This window comes from Salmonella sp. 32070601201500089SM (assembly GCF_017573605.1).
In the GTDB taxonomy this organism is placed as follows: Bacteria; Pseudomonadota; Gammaproteobacteria; order Enterobacterales; family Enterobacteriaceae; genus Salmonella; species Salmonella enterica.
Genome location: NZ_JAGETK010000002.1, coordinates 123,784 through 143,072, shown reverse-complemented (window position 1 = coordinate 143,072; position 19,289 = coordinate 123,784). Strand labels below are relative to the sequence as shown.

General features: G+C 54.3%; 17 protein-coding genes. 11 read left to right on the top strand and 6 right to left on the bottom strand.

Annotated features, from left to right (window positions below; translation table 11 throughout):
* Positions 1–78 precede the first annotated feature (78 nt).
* Together ybbP and ybbA are read right to left on the bottom strand one after the other, a co-directional pair.
* Positions 79–2,499 (bottom strand): putative ABC transporter permease subunit YbbP, encoded by a 2,421-nt coding sequence (ybbP, locus tag J4728_RS04145; RefSeq protein WP_208211257.1) that lies wholly within the window; start codon positions 2,497–2,499, stop codon positions 79–81.
* A complete protein-coding gene (gene ybbA / locus J4728_RS04140) occupies positions 2,496–3,182 on the bottom strand; it encodes a putative ABC transporter ATP-binding protein YbbA (protein WP_001110598.1) in 687 nt (228 codons plus the stop codon). The genes ybbP and ybbA overlap by 4 nt, the downstream gene beginning before the upstream one ends.
* Between ybbA and tesA the strand changes: the two genes are divergently transcribed.
* The 3 genes from tesA to cnoX all read left to right on the top strand — a co-directional run bounded on the left by tesA (position 3,153) and on the right by cnoX (position 5,606).
* Entirely contained in the window at positions 3,153–3,767 is a 615-nt protein-coding gene (gene tesA / locus J4728_RS04135; protein WP_001010574.1) for a multifunctional acyl-CoA thioesterase I/protease I/lysophospholipase L1, read from the top strand. The two genes, ybbA and tesA, sit on opposite strands and share 30 nt — an antisense overlap.
* 154 nt (positions 3,768–3,921) lie before the next feature.
* Positions 3,922–4,692, top strand: coding sequence for an SDR family oxidoreductase (locus tag J4728_RS04130; protein ID WP_001172806.1), 771 nt, complete (start codon positions 3,922–3,924; stop codon positions 4,690–4,692).
* A 59-nt stretch (positions 4,693–4,751) separates the two neighbouring features.
* Positions 4,752–5,606 carry a chaperedoxin gene (gene cnoX, locus J4728_RS04125; RefSeq protein WP_000116055.1) on the top strand — a complete coding sequence of 285 codons (855 nt, stop codon included), beginning with the start codon at positions 4,752–4,754 and terminating at the stop codon, positions 5,604–5,606.
* Between the two features lie 80 nt (positions 5,607–5,686).
* On the opposite strand, the gene fetB is transcribed toward cnoX, so the two are convergent.
* Both fetB and fetA read right to left on the bottom strand, forming a co-directional pair.
* The gene (fetB, locus tag J4728_RS04120) at positions 5,687–6,466 is read right to left on the bottom strand and encodes an iron efflux ABC transporter permease subunit FetB (RefSeq protein WP_001002130.1); all 780 of its coding nucleotides are present in this window, start codon (positions 6,464–6,466) and stop codon (positions 5,687–5,689) included.
* Positions 6,453–7,130 carry an iron efflux ABC transporter ATP-binding subunit FetA gene (gene fetA, locus J4728_RS04115; protein WP_000140192.1) on the bottom strand — a complete coding sequence of 226 codons (678 nt, stop codon included), beginning with the start codon at positions 7,128–7,130 and terminating at the stop codon, positions 6,453–6,455. The genes fetB and fetA overlap by 14 nt, the downstream gene beginning before the upstream one ends.
* A 146-nt stretch (positions 7,131–7,276) precedes the next feature.
* Between fetA and J4728_RS04110 the strand changes: the two genes are divergently transcribed.
* Together J4728_RS04110 and J4728_RS04105 are read left to right on the top strand one after the other, a co-directional pair.
* The gene (locus J4728_RS04110; RefSeq protein WP_000906146.1) at positions 7,277–8,194 is read left to right on the top strand and encodes an SPFH domain-containing protein; all 918 of its coding nucleotides are present in this window, start codon (positions 7,277–7,279) and stop codon (positions 8,192–8,194) included.
* On the top strand, positions 8,191–8,643 hold the full coding sequence (locus J4728_RS04105) for an NfeD family protein (protein WP_000561177.1): 453 nt from the start codon (positions 8,191–8,193) through the stop codon (positions 8,641–8,643). Before J4728_RS04110 ends, J4728_RS04105 begins: the two co-directional genes overlap by 4 nt.
* Here the strand turns inward: J4728_RS04105 and cueR are convergent, their stop codons facing one another.
* Positions 8,644–9,060: a Cu(I)-responsive transcriptional regulator gene (gene cueR, locus J4728_RS04100; protein WP_001026760.1), complete on the bottom strand. Its 417-nt coding sequence runs from the start codon at positions 9,058–9,060 to the stop codon at positions 8,644–8,646.
* 109 nt (positions 9,061–9,169) lie between these two features.
* On the opposite strand from cueR, the gene copA reads away from it, so the two are divergent.
* From copA to ybaK, 4 genes are all read left to right on the top strand, one after another.
* A complete protein-coding gene (gene copA, locus J4728_RS04095) occupies positions 9,170–11,671 on the top strand; it encodes a copper-exporting P-type ATPase CopA (protein WP_208211254.1) in 2,502 nt (833 codons plus the stop codon).
* A gap of 153 nt (positions 11,672–11,824) precedes the next feature.
* The gene (locus J4728_RS04090; protein ID WP_000488545.1) at positions 11,825–12,652 is read left to right on the top strand and encodes a lysozyme inhibitor LprI family protein; all 828 of its coding nucleotides are present in this window, start codon (positions 11,825–11,827) and stop codon (positions 12,650–12,652) included.
* An 85-nt stretch (positions 12,653–12,737) separates the two neighbouring features.
* On the top strand, positions 12,738–13,532 hold the full coding sequence (locus J4728_RS04085; RefSeq protein WP_000421861.1) for a TraB/GumN family protein: 795 nt from the start codon (positions 12,738–12,740) through the stop codon (positions 13,530–13,532).
* 201 nt (positions 13,533–13,733) lie between these two features.
* On the top strand, positions 13,734–14,213 hold the full coding sequence (gene ybaK, locus J4728_RS04080; RefSeq protein WP_000186618.1) for a Cys-tRNA(Pro)/Cys-tRNA(Cys) deacylase YbaK: 480 nt from the start codon (positions 13,734–13,736) through the stop codon (positions 14,211–14,213).
* Between the two features lie 116 nt (positions 14,214–14,329).
* On the opposite strand, the gene ushA is transcribed toward ybaK, so the two are convergent.
* The gene (ushA, locus tag J4728_RS04075) at positions 14,330–15,982 is read right to left on the bottom strand and encodes a bifunctional UDP-sugar hydrolase/5'-nucleotidase UshA (RefSeq protein ID WP_208211251.1); all 1,653 of its coding nucleotides are present in this window, start codon (positions 15,980–15,982) and stop codon (positions 14,330–14,332) included.
* Between the two features lie 172 nt (positions 15,983–16,154).
* Here ushA and J4728_RS04070 point away from each other — a divergent pair, with 172 nt between their 5' ends.
* Entirely contained in the window at positions 16,155–17,375 is a 1,221-nt protein-coding gene (locus J4728_RS04070) for an MFS transporter (RefSeq protein WP_001251593.1), read from the top strand.
* 214 nt (positions 17,376–17,589) lie between these two features.
* On the top strand, positions 17,590–19,266 hold the full coding sequence (gene ybaL / locus J4728_RS04065) for a YbaL family putative K(+) efflux transporter (RefSeq protein ID WP_000546202.1): 1,677 nt from the start codon (positions 17,590–17,592) through the stop codon (positions 19,264–19,266).
* The last annotated feature ends 23 nt before the right edge of the window (positions 19,267–19,289 follow it).

The window sequence follows — 19,289 nt, the reverse complement described above, 5'->3', positions numbered from 1 at the left end:
TCAAGGAGTTATCAATTTGTGCGACTAAAAAAGTACGCGCCGTTTTAAAAACCGGCGCGAAATTATTCACATCATGAATCATCCGCTAAACTGGCGGAATAGCGCTTTGCCTTTCAGCAAACGAACGCCAAGCCAGCCGCCGCATACGGAAAGCAGCAGCGCGCCGCAAAACGGCAGTGCGCCCCATAAACGCCAGTCCGGCTCCCAGGGGAAATCAAAAACGTTGATTTGTAAGATCGCCAGCGCCGTTTCCGCGCCAATCGCGGCGACCAGCCCGGCAACTAACCCCAGCATGGCGAATTCACACCAGAGTGTGGTACGCAACAGTTTCTTTCCGGCTCCTAACGTGCGCCACACCACCAGCTCCTGATGGCGCTGACGCATCCCGACCTGTACCTGGGCCAGTAATAGCAACATGCCGCAGAGGGTGACTAGCACAACCATCACCTCCAGCGCCCGACTGACCTGCTCCAGCACCTGTCCCACCTGTTTCAGGATCGCCCCGATATCTAACAGGCTGACGGTAGGAAACTCGCGGTTAAGCTGCGTTAACATGCCGTTGCCATTCTCCCAGCGAAAACTGGTCAACCAGCTTTGTGGTTGCCCGTCCAGCGCCCCGGAAGGAAAAATGAAGAAAAAGTTGGGCCGCAGGCTTTCCCAGTCCACTTGACGCAAGCTGGTGACTTTAGCGCTAAATGCCTGGGTATCGCCCATAAAGGTTACGCTATCGCCGAGTTTGACGTTCAGCCGCTTCGCCAGCCCCTCTTCCACTTCCATAGAGACTTCGCCCGATTTTGGTGGCCAGTGACCGGCGACCAGCGGATTATGCGCCGGGCGCGTATCCTGCCAGGTCAAATTCAGTTCACGGTTGAGCGACTCATCCTGCTGACCTTCCGTCGGATTACCGTTTATCTTCGTTAACCGCGCCCGCACAATCGGATAAAACGTCTGCGGAATCACCTGATGTTCCGCCAAAAAGGCTTTCAGCGGCGCGACCTGATCTGAAGCAATATTGATAAGGAAATAGTTCGGACTTTCCGGCGGGAGCTGCTGTTGCCAGCGATCAAGGAGATCGCCGCGCAGCACCAGCAAGAGCGCCAGCAGCATAAACGAAAGCGAAAACGCCGAAAGCTGACTCAACGTTGACCACGGCTGACGCAGAAGTCGGCTGACGGCCAGACGCAGCGGTAGCGACGTCAACGTCATGCCGCGCAGCACGTTAAGCAGCATCCAGCCCACCAGACCGCACAGCAGCGCCAGTATCACGGCGCCCGCCAGAACCGCCCACAACAGCATGCTTCCGCCCATCAATCCGGCGAGCAGCGCCACCACGACGGCGCAGGCAACAGGCAAATAAATTTTTAACGGCCAGACGCGAGCGACAACATCGCGGCGCAGCACCCGTAGCGGCTGGGTCGCCAGCAACAATCGATAAGGCCGTAAACCGACCAGCAGAGAGATGACCGTCATCGCGCCCAGCGCCCACAGCCAGGGCCACAGGCTGGCGGGCGGCAAATCGGCGGGCAATACCGGTTTTAGCAGCACCAGCAATATGTTTTCAAACAGTAACCCAATCGCGCCTCCCGTGACGGCGGAAAGCCCCAGCACCATCAACCACTGTCCGGTGATAAGTTTACGCAACTGGGCCCGGCCCGCGCCCAACGTTTTTAAAATCGCCACCAGATCGTAGCGGCTACGGCAGTAATGGCTCATCGCCACCGCGACGGCAGCTACCGCCAGCAGTAGCGTTAATAACGCCGAAAGCAGCAAAAACTGCTGCGAACGTTCGAGCGATTTCCCCAATGCCCCGTCATCCTGCTCCAGCCCGTACCAGCGATGTTCCGGTTTAAGCTGCGGTAACAGCCAGCTTTCATAGCCAGCAAGCTGTTGCGGCGTTCCGCCGAATTTATACCGCCACATCACGCGGCTCCCCGGCTGTATCGCACCGGTTTTTGCCACATCGGCCATATTCATCATCAGACGCGGCGCCATCTGAAAAGGGTTAAATCCGGAATCCGGCTCCTGCACCACTTCACCGGCAATACGCAAGGTCACGTCGCCGACATCAATGGTATCGCCCGTTTTCAAATTAAGCAGCGCCATCAGACGCGGCGCCAGCAGTACGCTACCCGGCTGCGGTTTCACTCCGCCAGGACGGGTTTGCAATTCGCCGTACATCGGATAAACGCTATCTACCGCCTTCACGCTGGCCAGTTGCGGCGTATCGCCGGCAAACGTCATGGTCGCAAAGGTTAACTGCTCGCCCACGTTAAGACCGCGTTTACGCGCCTCTTCAAGCCAGGCTTTCGGTACCTCCCGCGAACTTTGCAGCGTCCGATCGCCTGCCATAAACTCGCGGCTTTGCTGACTTAACCCTTTTTCCATCCGGTCGCTGATACTGCCGAGCGCCAGTACGCAGGCCACCGCCAGACTCAACGCCAGCCAGACAATAATCAGCGACGGCGAGCGCCATTCGCGCCAGAACCAGCGGGCTATCATGCCTCCTCCTGTAACTGACCGTTGACCAACCGCAGCCGCCGGTCGCAGCGCGCCGCCAGCGCCGGGTCGTGCGTCACCAGAATCAGCGTGGTGCCGTGCTCGCGGTTAAGCGAAAATAGCAGGTCGGCGATTTTATCTCCGGTCTGACGGTCAAGGTTGCCCGTCGGCTCATCGGCAAACAGCACATCAGGACGCCCGTTAAACGCGCGCGCCAGCGCTACGCGCTGCTGTTCGCCGCCGGAAAGCTGTGCCGGAAGGTGGTCAAGCCGTTTTCCCAGTCCCAGTTGTTCGAGCAGCGCTTTCGCCCCCGCCTTACTCTGACCGCTGTTTTCACCGCGTAGCAGGGCCGGTAGCTCAACGTTTTCCAGCGCGTTAAGCGTAGGAATAAGCATGAAGGATTGAAAAACAAAACCGACATGCTGAGCGCGAAGCTGCGCCCGCGCCTCTTCGTCCATCTGGTGAAGCGGTTTCCCCACCAGACTGACCTCTCCGCTACTGCCGTCATCCAGTCCGGCGAGAATCGCCAGCAGCGTAGATTTTCCCGATCCTGATTCGCCAATCAGCGCAATGGTTTCGCCGCGTTTGACAACCAGTTCAACTCCGGTAAGGATGGAAAGCTCATGCTCACCCTGACCGACGGACTTCCTGAGACGATGAACTTCAACACTGTTTTCCGCTGGCATTTGCCCTTCCTGTTTTTGATCCTGTTAACTTTCCGTGCCGCCGCCGCAGACACCTTATTAATTCTGGGCGATAGTCTCAGCGCCGGTTACCGTATGGCCGCCAGCGCGGCATGGCCGTCGCTCCTTAATGATAAATGGCAAAACAAAACGTCGGTCGTTAATGCCAGTATAAGCGGTGATACCTCACAGCAGGGACTGGCGCGTTTGCCGGCGCTGTTGCAACAGCATCACCCGCGCTGGGTAGTGGTGGAACTTGGCGGCAACGATGGCCTACGCGGTTTTGCGCCTGCGCAAACCGAACAGACGCTACGTAAAATCATTCAGACGGTGAAAGCCGCCGATGCCCAACCGTTACTGATGCAAATTCATCTGCCCGCTAACTACGGTCGCCGTTATAATGAATCCTTTAGCGCCATTTATCCTAAGCTCGCCAAAGAGTTCGATATTCCTCTGTTACCGTTTTTTATGGAAGAGGTATATCTGAAACCGCAGTGGATGCAGGATGACGGCATTCATCCCAACCGCGACGCCCAGCCGTTTATTGCTGACTGGATGGCGAAGCAGTTGACCCCTTTTCTCTCCTGAATCATTCGAGTTGCATGAAGGCGGCACGTAAGAGAATTTCCAGAAGCACAGATACCTATGTGACTGGAGTAAACGAACGCACAGGCAACTTGAAGTATGACGGATATAGTTAACCACGACTCTTAAATCAACGGAGATCCTGACAGGTAAAGTTATGCAAAAATCGGTCTTAATAACAGGATGTTCCAGTGGAATCGGTCTGGACAGCGCGCTTGAACTTAAACGCCAAGGCTTTCAAATCCTGGCGGGCTGCCGCAAACCTGATGATGTCGCCCGGATGAACAGTATGGGATTTACCGGCGTGTTGATCGATCTCGACTCCCCTGAAAGCGTGGATCGTGCCGCCGATGAAGTGATCGCCCTGACCGATAATCGTCTGTATGGGATCTTTAACAATGCCGGCTACGGCGTGTATGGCCCCCTTTCCACCATCAGCCGTGAGCAGATGGAGCAACAGTTTTCCAGTAATTTCTTCGGCGCGCATCAGCTTACCATGCGCTTACTTCCCGCCATGTTGCCGCATGGCGAAGGACGCATTGTGATGACCTCATCGGTGATGGGGCTGATTTCCACCCCAGGGCGAGGCGCTTACGCCGCCAGCAAATATGCGCTCGAAGCCTGGTCTGACGCGCTACGTATGGAGCTACGGCACACAGGCATTAAAGTGAGTCTGATAGAACCGGGGCCGATTCGTACCCGTTTTACCGATAACGTTAACCAGACGCAACGTGATCAACCGGTAGAAAATCCCGGCATCGCCGCACGTTTCACCCGCGATCCTGACGCGGTAGTAGCGAAAGTACGTCATGCTTTTGCAAGCGATAAACCCAGGCTGCGCTATCCCGTTACGCTGGTCACCTGGGCGGTGATGGCGCTGAAACGCATATTGCCGGGCCGGATGCTGGATAAAATTTTACAAAGCTGAGTTGAAGCGCGCCCGTCAGCCCCCATGTAAACGTGACACAGACAAAAGAGAGCGACGCCATGTCCGTACAGAACATTGTCAATATTAATGAATCCAACCTGCAGCAGACCTTAGAGCAGTCCATGACCACGCCGGTACTGTTCTATTTCTGGTCTGAACGCAGCCAACACTGTCTGCAATTAACGCCAGTGCTGGAAAGTCTGGCTGCCCAGTACCACGGTCAGTTTATTCTGGCAAAGCTGGACTGCGACGCCGAACAGATGATCGCCGCTCAGTTTGGTCTGCGCGCCATCCCGACAGTCTATCTGTTCCAGAATGGCCAACCGGTCGATGGTTTCCAGGGGCCGCAGCCGGAAGAGGCGATCCGCGCTCTGCTGGATAAAGTACTGCCGCGTGAAGAAGAGCTAAAAGCGCAACAAGCGATGCAGTTAATGCAGGAGGGCAACTACATTGACGCGCTGCCGTTGCTCAAAGACGCCTGGCAGCTCTCTTCGCAGAACGGTGAGATTGGCCTGTTACTGGCGGAAGCGCAAATTGCGCTGAACCGCTCTGAAGAGGCCGAAGCGGTGTTAAAAACTATACCGCTACAGGATCAGGATACCCGTTATCAGGGGCTGGTCGCGCAGATCGAACTGCTTAAACAGGCGGCGGATACGCCGGAAATTCAGCAACTTCAGCAGCAAGTCGCGGAGAATCCGCAGGATGCGGCTTTGGCAACGCAACTGGCGTTGCAGTTGCACCAGGTCGGACGTAATGAAGAAGCGCTGGAATTGCTGTTCAGCCATCTGAGAAAAGATCTTGCCGCCGCCGAGGGACAAACGCGCAAAACCTTCCAGGAGATCCTTGCCGCGCTCGGCACCGGCGACGCGCTGGCGTCGAAATACCGCCGCCAGTTGTACGCGCTACTGTATTAATCCTCTCTTGCCTGATGGCGCGCTTATCTGGCCTACCTGTCGTCCTCAGGCCGGATAAGCGCGCCATCATCCGGCAACTATCATGATTTCTTGAGCGGCATCACTACCAACTGATGACGCGAATTATAGAACTTCCGGTAGGTTAAATAGCAGGCAATGATGGTAGACAGGCTGGCTGTCGACAACAGCATAAACGTTACCATAATTTGATATTTAATCGCTTTTACCGGATCGATCCCGGCAAAAATCAGCCCGGACATCATCCCCGGCAGGCTCACCAGCCCAACGGTCTTTGCCGAGTCGATCGTCGGGATAAGCGATGCGCGGATGCTATCGCGGATAAGCCCGGCGGAGGCCATTTTCGGCGTTGCGCCCAAACTTAACTTTTCCTGGATTTGCTGCTGCTCGCTATGAAAACGCAGCCCCAGTTGGTTGTAGCACAGCCCTACCGCTACCATCGCATTACCGGCGACCATGCCAGCGATGGGAATCACCTGCATCGGCGCAAATTCAATCGAACCGGTAAGCACCAGTACCGTCAGCGTTAGCCCGGCGCCGACGGTGATGGCGATAAACGAGGAGAGAAATGCCTTATCGATATATTTACTGCGCTTTTGCGCGTTCCATGCGGCGTTAAAACAGATGAACAGCACCATCAGTAGCGTCAGGGCGGCATGATTAACGCCAAAGATGTATTTCAGTACATAGCCGACAATAATGAGCTGTATCACCGCCCGGCATACGCTCCACAGAATATCTTTTTCCAGCGCCAGCTTTTCCTTGTGACTGATGAGCATCGCGACCACCACCAGCAGCATCGATAACGCCAGCGAGGTATTGGTAATATTATGCTCGTTCATAACGCGCCTCCTGCATCTCTCCGGCAGATGGCGTTAACGTTATCACCTTATCCGCGTGTTGAATTTCATCTTTATCATGCGTTACCCACAAGACAGCGACCTGCTTATCGCGAACATAGCGATGAATAATATCATTCACATTCCGTTTGTTATGTTCATCCAGCGCGCTGGTTATTTCGTCGAGTAACAGTATTTTCGGCAGAAACTGTAGATTACGAATTAGAGCAATACGCTGTTTTTCCCCGCCGGAAAGTGCGGCAATCGGTTTTTGCAGAATCGTCTCCGGCAGTTCAAAACGCGCCAGATCGTCTGCGAAGGCTGTCGGCTGCGGGCGCTGATGGCGAATTTGCCAGGGAAAAATCAGGTTATCGTAAACCGTATCGCCAAATAGCGCTGGCGTCTGAGCGCAATAAGAAACCTGCTGGCGATAGGCTTCCGGACTCAGAGTAGTAATATCCTGCCCCTCAAAAAGAATCACGCCGATATCAGGGCTTATTAACGAGGCCACCATTTTCAACAACGTACTTTTTCCGCAGCCAGAAGGACCGGTAATTAACTTAAATTCGCCGCGTTGCAGCGTAAAACTGATGTTATTCACTATTTTTGTCGTCGCAGTCCGGTAACCGACCTGCTTTAACTCAAGCAACATGCTACGTTCTGTCATTTATTGCGCATCCGTTGTTCATATTTTTATAGCGATAGTGTATCCCTGTAATTAATAAGGGGGGAACATGCTTTACTGAATCAGGTATAATTCGCTTAATTCGTCAGCAAAATCGGTTTATGGACAACGCAACAGGAGGTTTAGCTATGCTCATTCTTATCCCTATTCTCATTTTCGTCGCGCTGGTGATCGTCGGCGCGGGCGTCAAAATCGTTCCGCAGGGGTACCAGTGGACGGTGGAGCGCTTTGGACGTTACACCAAAACCCTGCAGCCGGGATTAAGCCTTGTTGTACCGTTTATGGACAGAATTGGTCGCAAGATCAATATGATGGAGCAAGTGCTGGATATTCCGTCGCAGGAGGTGATCTCAAAAGATAACGCCAACGTCACTATCGATGCGGTCTGTTTTATTCAGGTTATCGATGCGCCGCGCGCCGCCTATGAAGTCAGTAACCTGGAACTGGCGATCATTAACCTGACCATGACCAATATCCGTACGGTGCTCGGTTCGATGGAGCTGGATGAAATGCTCTCCCAGCGCGACAGCATCAACACGCGGCTGCTGCATATTGTCGATGAAGCCACCAACCCGTGGGGAATTAAAGTTACCCGTATCGAAATTCGCGATGTCCGCCCGCCCGCGGAATTGATCTCCTCTATGAACGCCCAGATGAAAGCGGAACGTACCAAACGCGCCTATATCCTTGAGGCCGAAGGGGTACGTCAGGCGGAAATCCTGAAAGCCGAGGGGGAAAAACAGTCGCAGATTCTGAAAGCCGAAGGCGAACGTCAGTCCGCTTTCCTGCAGGCGGAAGCGCGCGAACGTTCCGCCGAAGCGGAAGCCCGCGCTACGCAGATGGTATCTGAAGCCATCGCCGCCGGGGATATTCAGGCGATAAACTACTTCGTGGCGCAGAAATACACCGAAGCGTTACAGCAAATCGGCTCGGCGAATAACAGCAAAGTGGTCATGATGCCGCTGGATGCCAGCAGTCTGATGGGCGCTATCGCCGGGATCAGCGAGCTGGTTAAGGACAGCGCCAGCGAACGGAAAAAAGCATGATAGCGATGATTCTGGTGCATCCGCATATCTTCTGGCTTAGCCTCGGCGGCCTGTTGTTGGCTGCGGAAATGCTCGGCGGTAACGGCTATTTGCTGTGGAGCGGCGTGGCGGCAGTGATTACCGGCTTAACCGTCTGGCTCTTACCGCTCGGCTGGGAATGGCAGGGCGTGCTGTTTGCGGCCTTAACGTTACTGGCGGCCTGGCTTTGGTGGCGCTGGCTGGCGCGTCGCGTGCGGGAACAAAAGCCGACCGACAGCCGCCTTAACCAACGCGGACAACAACTGGTAGGCCGCCGGTTTATGCTTGATGCCGCGTTAGTGAACGGACGGGGTCATATGCGTGTCGGCGACAGCTCGTGGCCGGTATGCGCTGACGAAGACCTGCGCGCAGGTACGCATGTCGAAGTGATCGCCGTGGAAGGCATCACCTTACGCATTCGTGCCGTTTAATCAACGTGGCTTTTGCGCCTTGTGATGACAGCAGCCGGAAAGATTATCAATAATCGGGCAGTCGGCGCTGTCATCGCCGGGACAACTCTCCGCCAGCGCCAACAGTTGATCGCGCATTGATTGCAGCTCGCTGATATGGCGCTCGATCTCCGCGACCTTTTCCAGCGTCCGCTTTTTCACATCTGCGCTATGGCGTCGCGGATCGTTAAACAGATTGACCAGTTCGCCACACTCTTCCAGATTAAACCCCACCTGCCTCGCCTGTCGCAGCAACGTCAGCTCGTTTAAATGCTTCTGCGTGTAGGTGCGATAACCATTTTCGCTACGTAATGGCGGCGTCACCAGCCCTTTCTCTTCATAAAACCGAATGGCTTTGCTGGTTAAACCGGTTTTTTTCGCCACATCGCTAATATTCATATTTCCCCCTTGACCTTAACCTTGCTGGAAGGTTTAACCTTTATCACAGTGAGTCACTACAATTACTAAGGTCAATGAATTGATGACCAATCATAAAGGAGTTTTTACTATGTCTCAAACTATCGACCTGACCCTGGACGGTTTGTCCTGCGGTCATTGCGTTAAACGCGTGAAAGAAAGTCTTGAACAACGTCCGGATGTTGAGCTGGCGGACGTCACCGTAACCGAAGCGCACGTTACCGGTACCGCCAGTGCGGACGCGTTAATTGAAACCATCAAACAAGCCGGGTATGGCGCGACGTTAAGCCACCCAAAGGCTAAACCGCTGACGGAGTCATCAATCCCGTCGGAAGCACTGGCAGCGGTTCCTCATGAGCTTCCGGTAGCGACGGCCGATGAAGAAAGCCAACAGTTGCTGTTAAGCGGCATGAGCTGCGCCAGTTGTGTCACCCGCGTACAACATGCGCTACAAAGCGTACCGGGCGTCACGCAGGCACGGGTAAACCTGGCGGAACGCACTGCGCTGGTGATGGGCAGCGCGTCCGCCGCTGATTTAGTGCAGGCGGTGGAAAAAGCCGGCTACGGCGCAGAGGCGATTGAAGATGACATCAAACGCCGCGAGCGCCAGCAGGAAACCGCCATCGCCACCATGAAACGTTTTCGCTGGCAGGCCATCGTCGCCCTGGCGGTCGGTATACCGGTCATGGTCTGGGGGATGATCGGCGATAACATGATGGTGACCGGCGACAACCGCAGCCTGTGGCTGGCTATTGGCCTGATCACGCTTGCGGTGATGGTCTTTGCGGGCGGTCACTTTTACCGTAACGCGTGGAAAAGCCTGCTGAACGGCACGGCGACGATGGATACGCTGGTGGCGCTCGGCACCGGGGTCGCCTGGCTCTACTCCATGAGTGTCAACCTGTGGCCGCAGTGGTTCCCGATGGAAGCACGGCACCTCTATTACGAAGCCAGCGCGATGATTATCGGTCTGATTAATCTCGGACACATGCTGGAAGCGCGCGCCCGTCAGCGTTCCTCAAAAGCGCTGGAAAAATTACTCGATCTCACCCCGCCCACCGCACGCGTAGTGACAGAAGACGGCGAAAAAAGCGTCCCGCTGGCGGACGTTCAGCCAGGGATGTTGCTGCGGCTCACTACCGGCGATCGCGTGCCGGTGGATGGCGAAATTACCCAGGGCGAAGCGTGGCTTGATGAAGCCATGCTGACCGGCGAACCCATTCCGCAGCAAAAAGGCGAAGGCGACAGCGTTCATGCCGGCACCGTCGTCCAGGACGGCAGCGTCCTGTTCCGCGCCAGCGCGGTGGGCAGTCATACCACGCTGTCACGCATTATTCGCATGGTACGCCAGGCGCAGAGCAGTAAACCGGAAATTGGCCAACTGGCCGATAAAATCTCCGCGGTATTCGTTCCCGTCGTCGTGGCCATTGCGCTGTTCAGCGCCGCTATCTGGTATTTCTTCGGGCCGGCGCCGCAAATTGTTTATACGCTGGTCATCGCCACCACCGTACTGATTATCGCCTGCCCTTGCGCATTAGGCCTGGCGACGCCAATGTCGATTATTTCCGGCGTAGGCCGCGCTGCCGAATTCGGCGTGCTGGTACGCGACGCCGATGCCCTGCAACGCGCCAGTACGTTGGATACCCTCGTTTTTGATAAAACCGGGACGCTGACGGAAGGCAAGCCGCAAGTGGTGGCGATAAAAACCTTTAACGGCGTTGAGGAAGCTCAGGCATTACGTCTGGCTGCCGCGCTCGAACAAGGCTCCAGCCACCCGCTGGCCCATGCGATTCTGGAAAAAGCCGGCGACGATAAACTGCCGCAGGTGAACGGTTTCAGAACGCTGCGCGGACTGGGCGTCAGCGGTGAAGCGGAAGGTCATCAACTGCTTCTGGGGAACCAGGCGTTGCTGAACGAACAGCACGTCGCCACGGATGATATGACGGCGGAAATCACCGCGCAGGCCTCGCAAGGCTCGACTCCGGTCCTGCTGGCGATTGACGGTAAAGCGGCGGCGTTACTGGCGGTACGCGATCCATTGCGCAGCGATAGTATTGCCGCGCTTGAACACCTGCACAACGCCGGATACCGTCTGGTAATGCTCACCGGGGATAACCCAACGACGGCTAACGCGATTGCCAAAGAAGCGGGTATTGACGAAGTCATTGCGGGCGTTCTGCCGGATGGCAAAGCCGATGCGATTAAACGTCTGCAAAGCCAGGGTCGTCAGGTTGCGATGGTCGGCGATGGTATCAACGATGCGCCCGCGCTGGCGCAGGCGGACGTCGGTATCGCGATGGGCGGCGGCAGCGATGTGGCGATTGAAACCGCGGCGATTACGCTGATGCGCCATAGTCTGATGGGCGTGGCGGATGCGCTGGCCATTTCGCGCGCAACGTTGCGCAATATGAAGCAAAACCTGCTTGGCGCATTTATCTACAACAGCATTGGTATCCCGGTGGCCGCCGGTATTCTGTGGCCGTTTACCGGTACCTTGTTAAACCCGGTAGTAGCGGGCGCGGCAATGGCGCTGTCTTCCATTACCGTCGTCAGCAATGCCAACCGGCTATTGCGCTTTAAACCGAAAGCGTAAAAACGCTATATCAGGCAGCATCAGCTGCCTGATATATTATTAAGCCATCAGTAATTTACCGTATCAATATATAAAAATTTAACCGCACATCCTGTAGAAAAATAAAAATCAACATTTTATAATGTTTTTTTGAATCATAAGGATGTGTTATTTATGTTTAGAAAAGCAGTTACGCTTCTTTTCCTGCTTTCTCCCGCCGTCAGTTATGCAGGGTTATTTGATTCCACTCCAGAGTTAAAATGTGGCAACGATAATGCAGTCACGGCGGCAAAAGAGTGGATTTATAATGAAGCATTAGGTCGTTTACAGCAAGACTATATTAAAGAGCCCTCCACGCTTTTCTTCGATATCCCCCAGACTCAATACGAGCAGCAACTCCGGGCTATTCCTGTTCAATTCAGTGATGTAATCACGCAGAACCCTCAAGCAGAAAATGCCAACCTACGAACTTGCTCGGCTACCGTCGCCATGGGTATTCCTCAGCCATTATTTAAATTAATGAAAGACTTACCAAATACTCTATTCTATATTTCACAAGGGGATGGACAGGTAATAAACAATACGGTGACCTGGAAACAGGTTAACTACAATATTCAGCTAGCAGACAACAACAAAGATATTGTTGTCACCCCTGTGCAAAAAACCGATAAATTGGCGCGGTCTATTTATGTAATGGCAAGAATGACGGTATCTGGTGATAGCATTATAAAGAAAAAAAATAACTCACTGATTGAAATCGCAGCAAAGAAATTTGAGAGTAGAGATCGCGAGCTTAATCAGGTCTGGAAATCGCTACCCGCCTCTGCCCGAACGGCATTAAAACAAGAGCAGCGAGTCTGGGTGACCAAAAAAGAGCAGCAGTGCGGCAAACTTAGCGATGCAAAATCCGAGGCCATACCCGCTGAAAAGCGCATCAGTATTTATAAATGCCAGCTTGAAATGACCATCGCCAGAACGGCCTATCTCGACGGCAGCGAATAACCCGACCGATCGTTGACGTCCCGTCAGGGCGCATTGCGCCCTTTTCTCCAACGCGCTAGCATGAGCTTTTTCAAAGGGAGCGCGTATGGAGCTATTAAATCAACTTAAACGTTTATGGCGCGCGCTGCGTGGTACCCCAAATAGTTGGCCTGCTATCGATCTCTCCCTGCCCGGCGGTCGTCATCTGCATCTGGTTGGCAGTATCCATATGGGAACGCGCGATATGGCTCCTCTTCCAGCAAAGCTGGTGAAAAAGCTACGTCAGGCCGATGCGCTGGTCGTTGAAGCGGATATTTCCGGTAACGAAACGCCATTCAGCAATCTCCCCAAATGCCCGCCGTTGGTCGAACGTCTCAGCGCCGGGCAGCTAAGCGCACTGGAAAAACGGGTCAGCGAGTTGGGTATGCCGCTGATCCATTTTGATAATCAACCTTTATGGCAGATAGCTATGGTGCTACAGGCCACGCAGGCGCAACGGCTGGGATTGCGCCCGGACTATGGCATTGATTATCAGTTATTACAGGCTGCCCGCGAAATGTCGCTGCCGGTGCAAGAGCTGGAAGGGGCGAAACACCAGCTCGAACTACTATGCGATCTGCCCGATGGCGGGATGGCGCTGCTCGACGACACGCTGACGCACTGGCACACCAACGCACGGCTTTTGCAGGTGATGATCGGCTGGTGGCTTGAACAGCCGCCGACCAGCGTCGGCGCTTCGCTCCCCAGAACGTTTAGCCAACCGCTGTATGATGTACTGATGGTAAAACGCAATGAAGCCTGGCGCGACGCGCTGCTGGCACTGCCGCCGGGACGCTACGTGGTAGCCGTAGGGGCGCTACATCTGTACGGCGAAGGCAACCTACCGCAAATATTGAAATAAAAAAATGGCCAATATCGCTATTGGCCCGTCAAAGAGGAATTTCATCGTTATTATTATCCCGACGCTTTCGCTTCGGATCTTCAGATTGTCGCTCAAAGTTGCCGCAACTGCCAAGACCTAATGCACAAGATTATACTATTTTTTAGTCCGCTTTCGGGCGTATGCTGATGGCAAATCACGTCTGTAGTAAGAAGGAACGTTATGACACCCGCAGTTAAGTTACTCGAAAAAAACAAGATTCCGTTTAACATTCACACCTACGATCACGATCCGAATGAAACTAACTTTGGCGATGAAGTGGTGCGTAAGCTCGGGCTAAACGCCGATCAGGTGTATAAAACGCTTTTGGTTGCCGTGAATGGCGATATGAAGCAACTGGCCGTCGCCGTGACGCCTGTAGCCGGGCAGCTGGATTTGAAAAAAGTCGCCAAAGCTCTGGGCGCGAAAAAGGTCGATATGGCCGACCCGATGGTGGCGCAACGCACCACGGGATATCTGGTCGGCGGGATCAGTCCGCTGGGACAGAAGAAACGGCTGCCCACGCTGATTGACGCGCCTGCCCGCACGTTTGCCACTATTTATGTTTCCGGTGGTAAACGCGGGCTGGATATTGAACTGGCGGCTGACGATTTGGCCGCCATCCTGGGGGCTAAATTCGCTGATATCGCGCGTCGGGATTAAGCCTGCGTAAAATACATTGCCGGATAGCGGCGCAAACGCCTTATCCGGCCTACAGCAGACATAATCCGTAGGCCTTAAGGCTGCGCGCCATCAGGCAGTGATGGCTATCCGTACCGCTACAGCCAGCTCACCTCGCCTTTTGGCGTAAACGCCGCCGCATCCAGCGGTGAATTCTGCTGAATAAACTCTTTCAGCACTTCCGCGTCAATAAACCCGGTATTCACGTATCCCGGTTTGTTATCGATGCGCGGATAACCATCGCCGCCCGTGGCGTTGAAACTCAGCGTCGCCATGCGGTAGGTTTTGGCCGGATCAACAGGCTCGCCTTTGATTTTCAGCTCGGTGAGCTTGCCCTCTTTGGCGACAAAGCTCACATTGGCGAACTGTGGATAGGCGCCGGAGTCCGGTTTCATCTGCGCTACGGCGGTGAGATAATCAACCACCTCTTTGCCGCTCATATCGGCATACACCACAATGTTGCCGAACGGCTGTACCTTGAGCACGCTTTTATAGGTAATATCTCCCGCCTCAATCGAGTCGCGAATACCGCCGCCGCTCATCACGCCAAAATCGGCGCCGGTGCGCGCGATCTGCGCAGCCAGAATCACGCGTCCCATATTGGTCTGGACAAATCTGACCTTACTGCGATCGCCTTCAAGAAGGCCATTCACGCTACCAATTTTCACCTCCAGTTGCGCTTTACCTTTATTCTGGAACGGCGTTAATAACGAGAGCATTTGCGGATTTTCTGCGATTTCCGGCGTGTAAAGTACACGCTCGCTTTTCCCGTTATCCCAGGTCACTTTTTTCTTGAGATTTACCGGAATAAGCTGGTAGTTAACCATTTTCATCTCGCCGTTACGGAATTCGAAATCCGCGCGGCCCACATATTTACCCCACTCATGCGCCTGCACGATCCAGATGCCATTTTGCTTATCCGGCGCGCAGGGCGTTCCCGGTACGTAATTCACCTGTTTTTTATTTTCCGACGCCATGCATACCGGGTCTTGTGAGTGACCGCCCACAATCATCGCCAGCGAACCGGCAGGCAGACTACGCGCCATCTCAACATCGCCCGGCACGTTCGAACCGTGATCGCCGTTGTCATAATGTCCCATATGCGTGGTCGCGATAATCACGTCCGGTTTTTCATTCATATTAAGTTCCTGAATCACCACCTTTGCTTCTTCAGCAGGTTTACGAAACTCAATATCGGTGAAATATTCCGGGTTGCCTATTTTCGCCGTGTCATCGGTGGTTAAGCCGATTACCGCGATTTTTATATCCTGGCGTGTAAAAATAGCCCACGGCTTAAACAGACGCTCGCCGGTACTTTTTTGATAAATATTGGCGGAAAGAAAGGGAAACTTCGCCCACTTTTCCTGCTGGCGCAATACGGTGAGCGGATTATCAAATTCATGATTACCGACGGCCATAGCGTCGTAGCCAATCAGATTCATCCCGCGGAAATCGGGCTCCGCATCCTGGAGATCGGATTCCGGCACTCCGGTATTAATGTCGCCGCCGGATAACAACAGGACGCTTCCCCCCACTTGCGCCACCTCTTTACGGATACTGTCCACCAGCGTTTTTTGCGCCGCCAGACCATATTCGCCATATTCGCTGCGCCAGAAGTGACCGTGGTGATCGTTGGTATGCAGGATAGTAATTTTATAGGTTTTATCTTTTTCGTAAGCCTGTGCAGGCTGAGTCGTCAGCGCGAACGCCGCCAGTAACGCCAGCGCCACACCCCGTTTCAAAAATTTCATCTTTCTCTCCCTGACTCAATATCAACCGCAGAAATTACCTTTCCTTGCAATAATAGACAAATATGTTTTCAGAATTGAGACTTCCTTCAAACACATTTCACAGGTATGTTAGGCAAGTAATAATTACACATCCTACTATCTCCAACATTGCATAAATTTTAAGTGACTTTCTATGGCCATGAGTGAACCAACCCAGCCGTTAGCCGGCGCGCCCGCAGCGGCCGCTAAAGCACGTACTTCGTTTGGTATTTTGGGCGCGATCAGTCTTTCCCATCTGCTGAACGATATGATCCAGTCGCTAATCTTAGCCATTTATCCCCTGTTGCAGGCGGAGTTCTCGCTGACCTTCGTCCAGATAGGTTTGATCACCCTGACGTTCCAGCTCGCCTCATCGCTGCTGCAACCGGTCGTCGGCTACTGGACGGATAAGTATCCCATGCCGTGGTCGCTGCCTGTCGGCATGTGTTTTACCCTGAGCGGGCTGGTACTGCTGGCAATGGCGGGAAGTTTTGGCGGCGTATTGCTCGCTGCGGCGCTGGTGGGTACCGGCTCGTCCGTTTTTCACCCGGAATCATCCCGCGTGGCGCGCATGGCCTCCGGCGGACGTCATGGTCTGGCGCAGTCTATCTTCCAGGTCGGCGGTAACTTCGGCAGTTCGTTGGGTCCGCTGCTGGCCGCCGTGATTATCGCGCCCTATGGCAAAGGGAATGTCGCCTGGTTTGTGCTGGCCGCGCTGCTGGCGATCGTGGTGCTGGCGCAGATCAGCCGCTGGTATGCAGCCCAGCACCGGATAGCGAAAGGCAAGCCAAAAGCGATAATCGCTAACCCGCTGCCGCGCAATAAAGTCGTGCTGGCGGTCAGCGTATTATTGCTACTCATTTTCTCGAAATATTTCTATATGGCGAGCATCAGTAGCTATTACACCTTTTATCTGATGCAAAAATTCGGATTATCAATACAAAACGCGCAGCTCCATCTGTTTGCCTTCCTGTTTGCGGTGGCTGCCGGGACGGTTATCGGCGGGCCGGTGGGCGACAAAATCGGCAGGAAATATGTGATTTGGGGCTCTATTCTCGGCGTCGCGCCGTTTACCCTTGTTTTACCCTACGCCACGCTGTACTGGACGGGGATTTTAACGGTGATTATCGGCTTTATTCTCGCGTCGGCGTTTTCCGCCATTCTGGTGTATGCCCAGGAGCTGCTGCCAGGACGCATCGGTATGGTTTCCGGCCTGTTTTTCGGGTTTGCATTCGGGATGGGAGGCCTGGGCGCAGCGGTGCTGGGGCTGATTGCCGACCATACCAGTATCTATTTAGTTTATAAAATATGTGCTTTCCTGCCGCTTCTGGGGATACTGACCATATTCTTACCTGATAATCGACATAAAGCGTGATTTTATGGCGGTTAAAGGTACGCTTTAACCGCCTGTACATCCCGATGCCATCATGCTTTGTCCATCCCATACTTATCACTTTTACGTTCCGTGCTCTTTTTACCTTCAGATCGTATCTTTTTATAAAACACAACCATTTTTTATAAACATCCTGATTGAAATTGTCATAAACTATTACCCGGAGTTTTGGAGTCCAGCAACCAAAGGAGACGGAATGCATCACGCTACCCCGCTTATCACCACCATTGTCGGCGGCCTTGTGCTCGCTTTTATTCTCGGCATGATTGCCAACAAATTGCGTATTTCTCCACTGGTGGGATATCTGTTAGCGGGCGTTCTGGCGGGACCTTTTACCCCGGGTTTTGTTGCGGATACCAAACTGGCGCCGGAGCTGGCGGAGCTCGGCGTGATTCTATTGATGTTCGGCGTCGGGCTGCATTTTTCGCTGAAGGATTTGATGGCGGTAAAGTCTATCGCCATTCCCGGCGCTGTCGCTCAGATAGCGGTGGCGACGCTGCTGGGTATGGCGCTTTCCGCCGTGCTGGGATGGTCATTAATGACCGGCATCGTTTTTGGGCTCTGTCTGTCTACCGCCAGTACCGTCGTCCTGCTGCGCGCGCTTGAGGAGCGACAACTCCTTGATAGTCAGCGCGGGCAAATCGCCATCGGCTGGCTGATTGTCGAAGATCTGGTGATGGTGCTGACGCTGGTCTTGCTGCCCGCCGTTGCCGGCATGGTGGAAAAAGGCGATGTCGGCATAGCCTCGCTGGCAGTCGATATGGGGATAACCATTGGTAAAGTGGTGGCGTTTATCGCCATCATGATGCTGGTCGGACGCCGCCTGGTGCCGTGGATTATGGCCCGCAGCGCCGCCACCGGCTCGCGCGAATTATTTACCCTTTCCGTACTGGCGCTGGCGTTAGGCATTGCGTTTGGCGCGGTAGAACTGTTTGACGTCTCTTTTGCGCTGGGCGCGTTCTTCGCTGGAATGGTGCTTAATGAGTCGGAACTGAGTCACCGGGCGGCGCACGATACGTTGCCGCTGCGCGACGCCTTTGCCGTCCTGTTTTTTGTTTCCGTCGGCATGTTGTTCGATCCGTTAGTCTTGATTCAACAGCCGCTGGCGGTGCTGGCGACGCTTGCCATTATCGTCTTTGGCAAATCGATCGCTGCGTTTTTCCTGGTGCGTATGTTCGGCCACTCGCCGCGAACCGCGCTGACCATTGCCGCCAGCCTGGCGCAAATCGGCGAGTTCGCCTTTATTCTCGCCGGACTCGGCATGGCGCTCAACCTGCTGCCGCAAGCGGGACAGAACCTGGTGCTGGCAGGTGCTATTTTGTCGATTATGCTTAATCCCGTACTGTTTACCCTGCTGGAGAAGTATCTGGCGAAAACCGAAACGCTGGAAGAGCAAACGCTGGAAGAGGCTATCGAAGAAGAGAAGCAAATTCCTGTGGATATCTGTAATCATGCCCTGCTGGTGGGTTTTGGCCGCGTAGGCAGTCTGCTGGGAGAAAAATTACTGGCGGCGGGGATTCCGCTGGTGGTTATCGAAACGTCCCGTACCCGCGTGGATGAACTGCGCGAACGCGGGATTCGCGCCGTACTGGGCAACGCCGCTAACGAAGAAATCATGAATCTGGCGCATCTGGACTGCGCCCGCTGGCTGTTATTGACCATCCCCAACGGTTACGAAGCCGGTGAGATTGTCGCCTCAGCGCGGGAAAAAAGTCCTGATATCGAGATAATCGCCCGCGCGCACTATGATGATGAAGTGAAATATATTACCGAGCGGGGAGCCAATCAGGTAGTGATGGGCGAGCGAGAAATTGCCCGGGCGATGCTGGAACTGCTTGAAACGCCGCCCGCGGGTGAAGTCGTCGCCAGTTAAGGGTTTGCCGGACGGCCCGATGC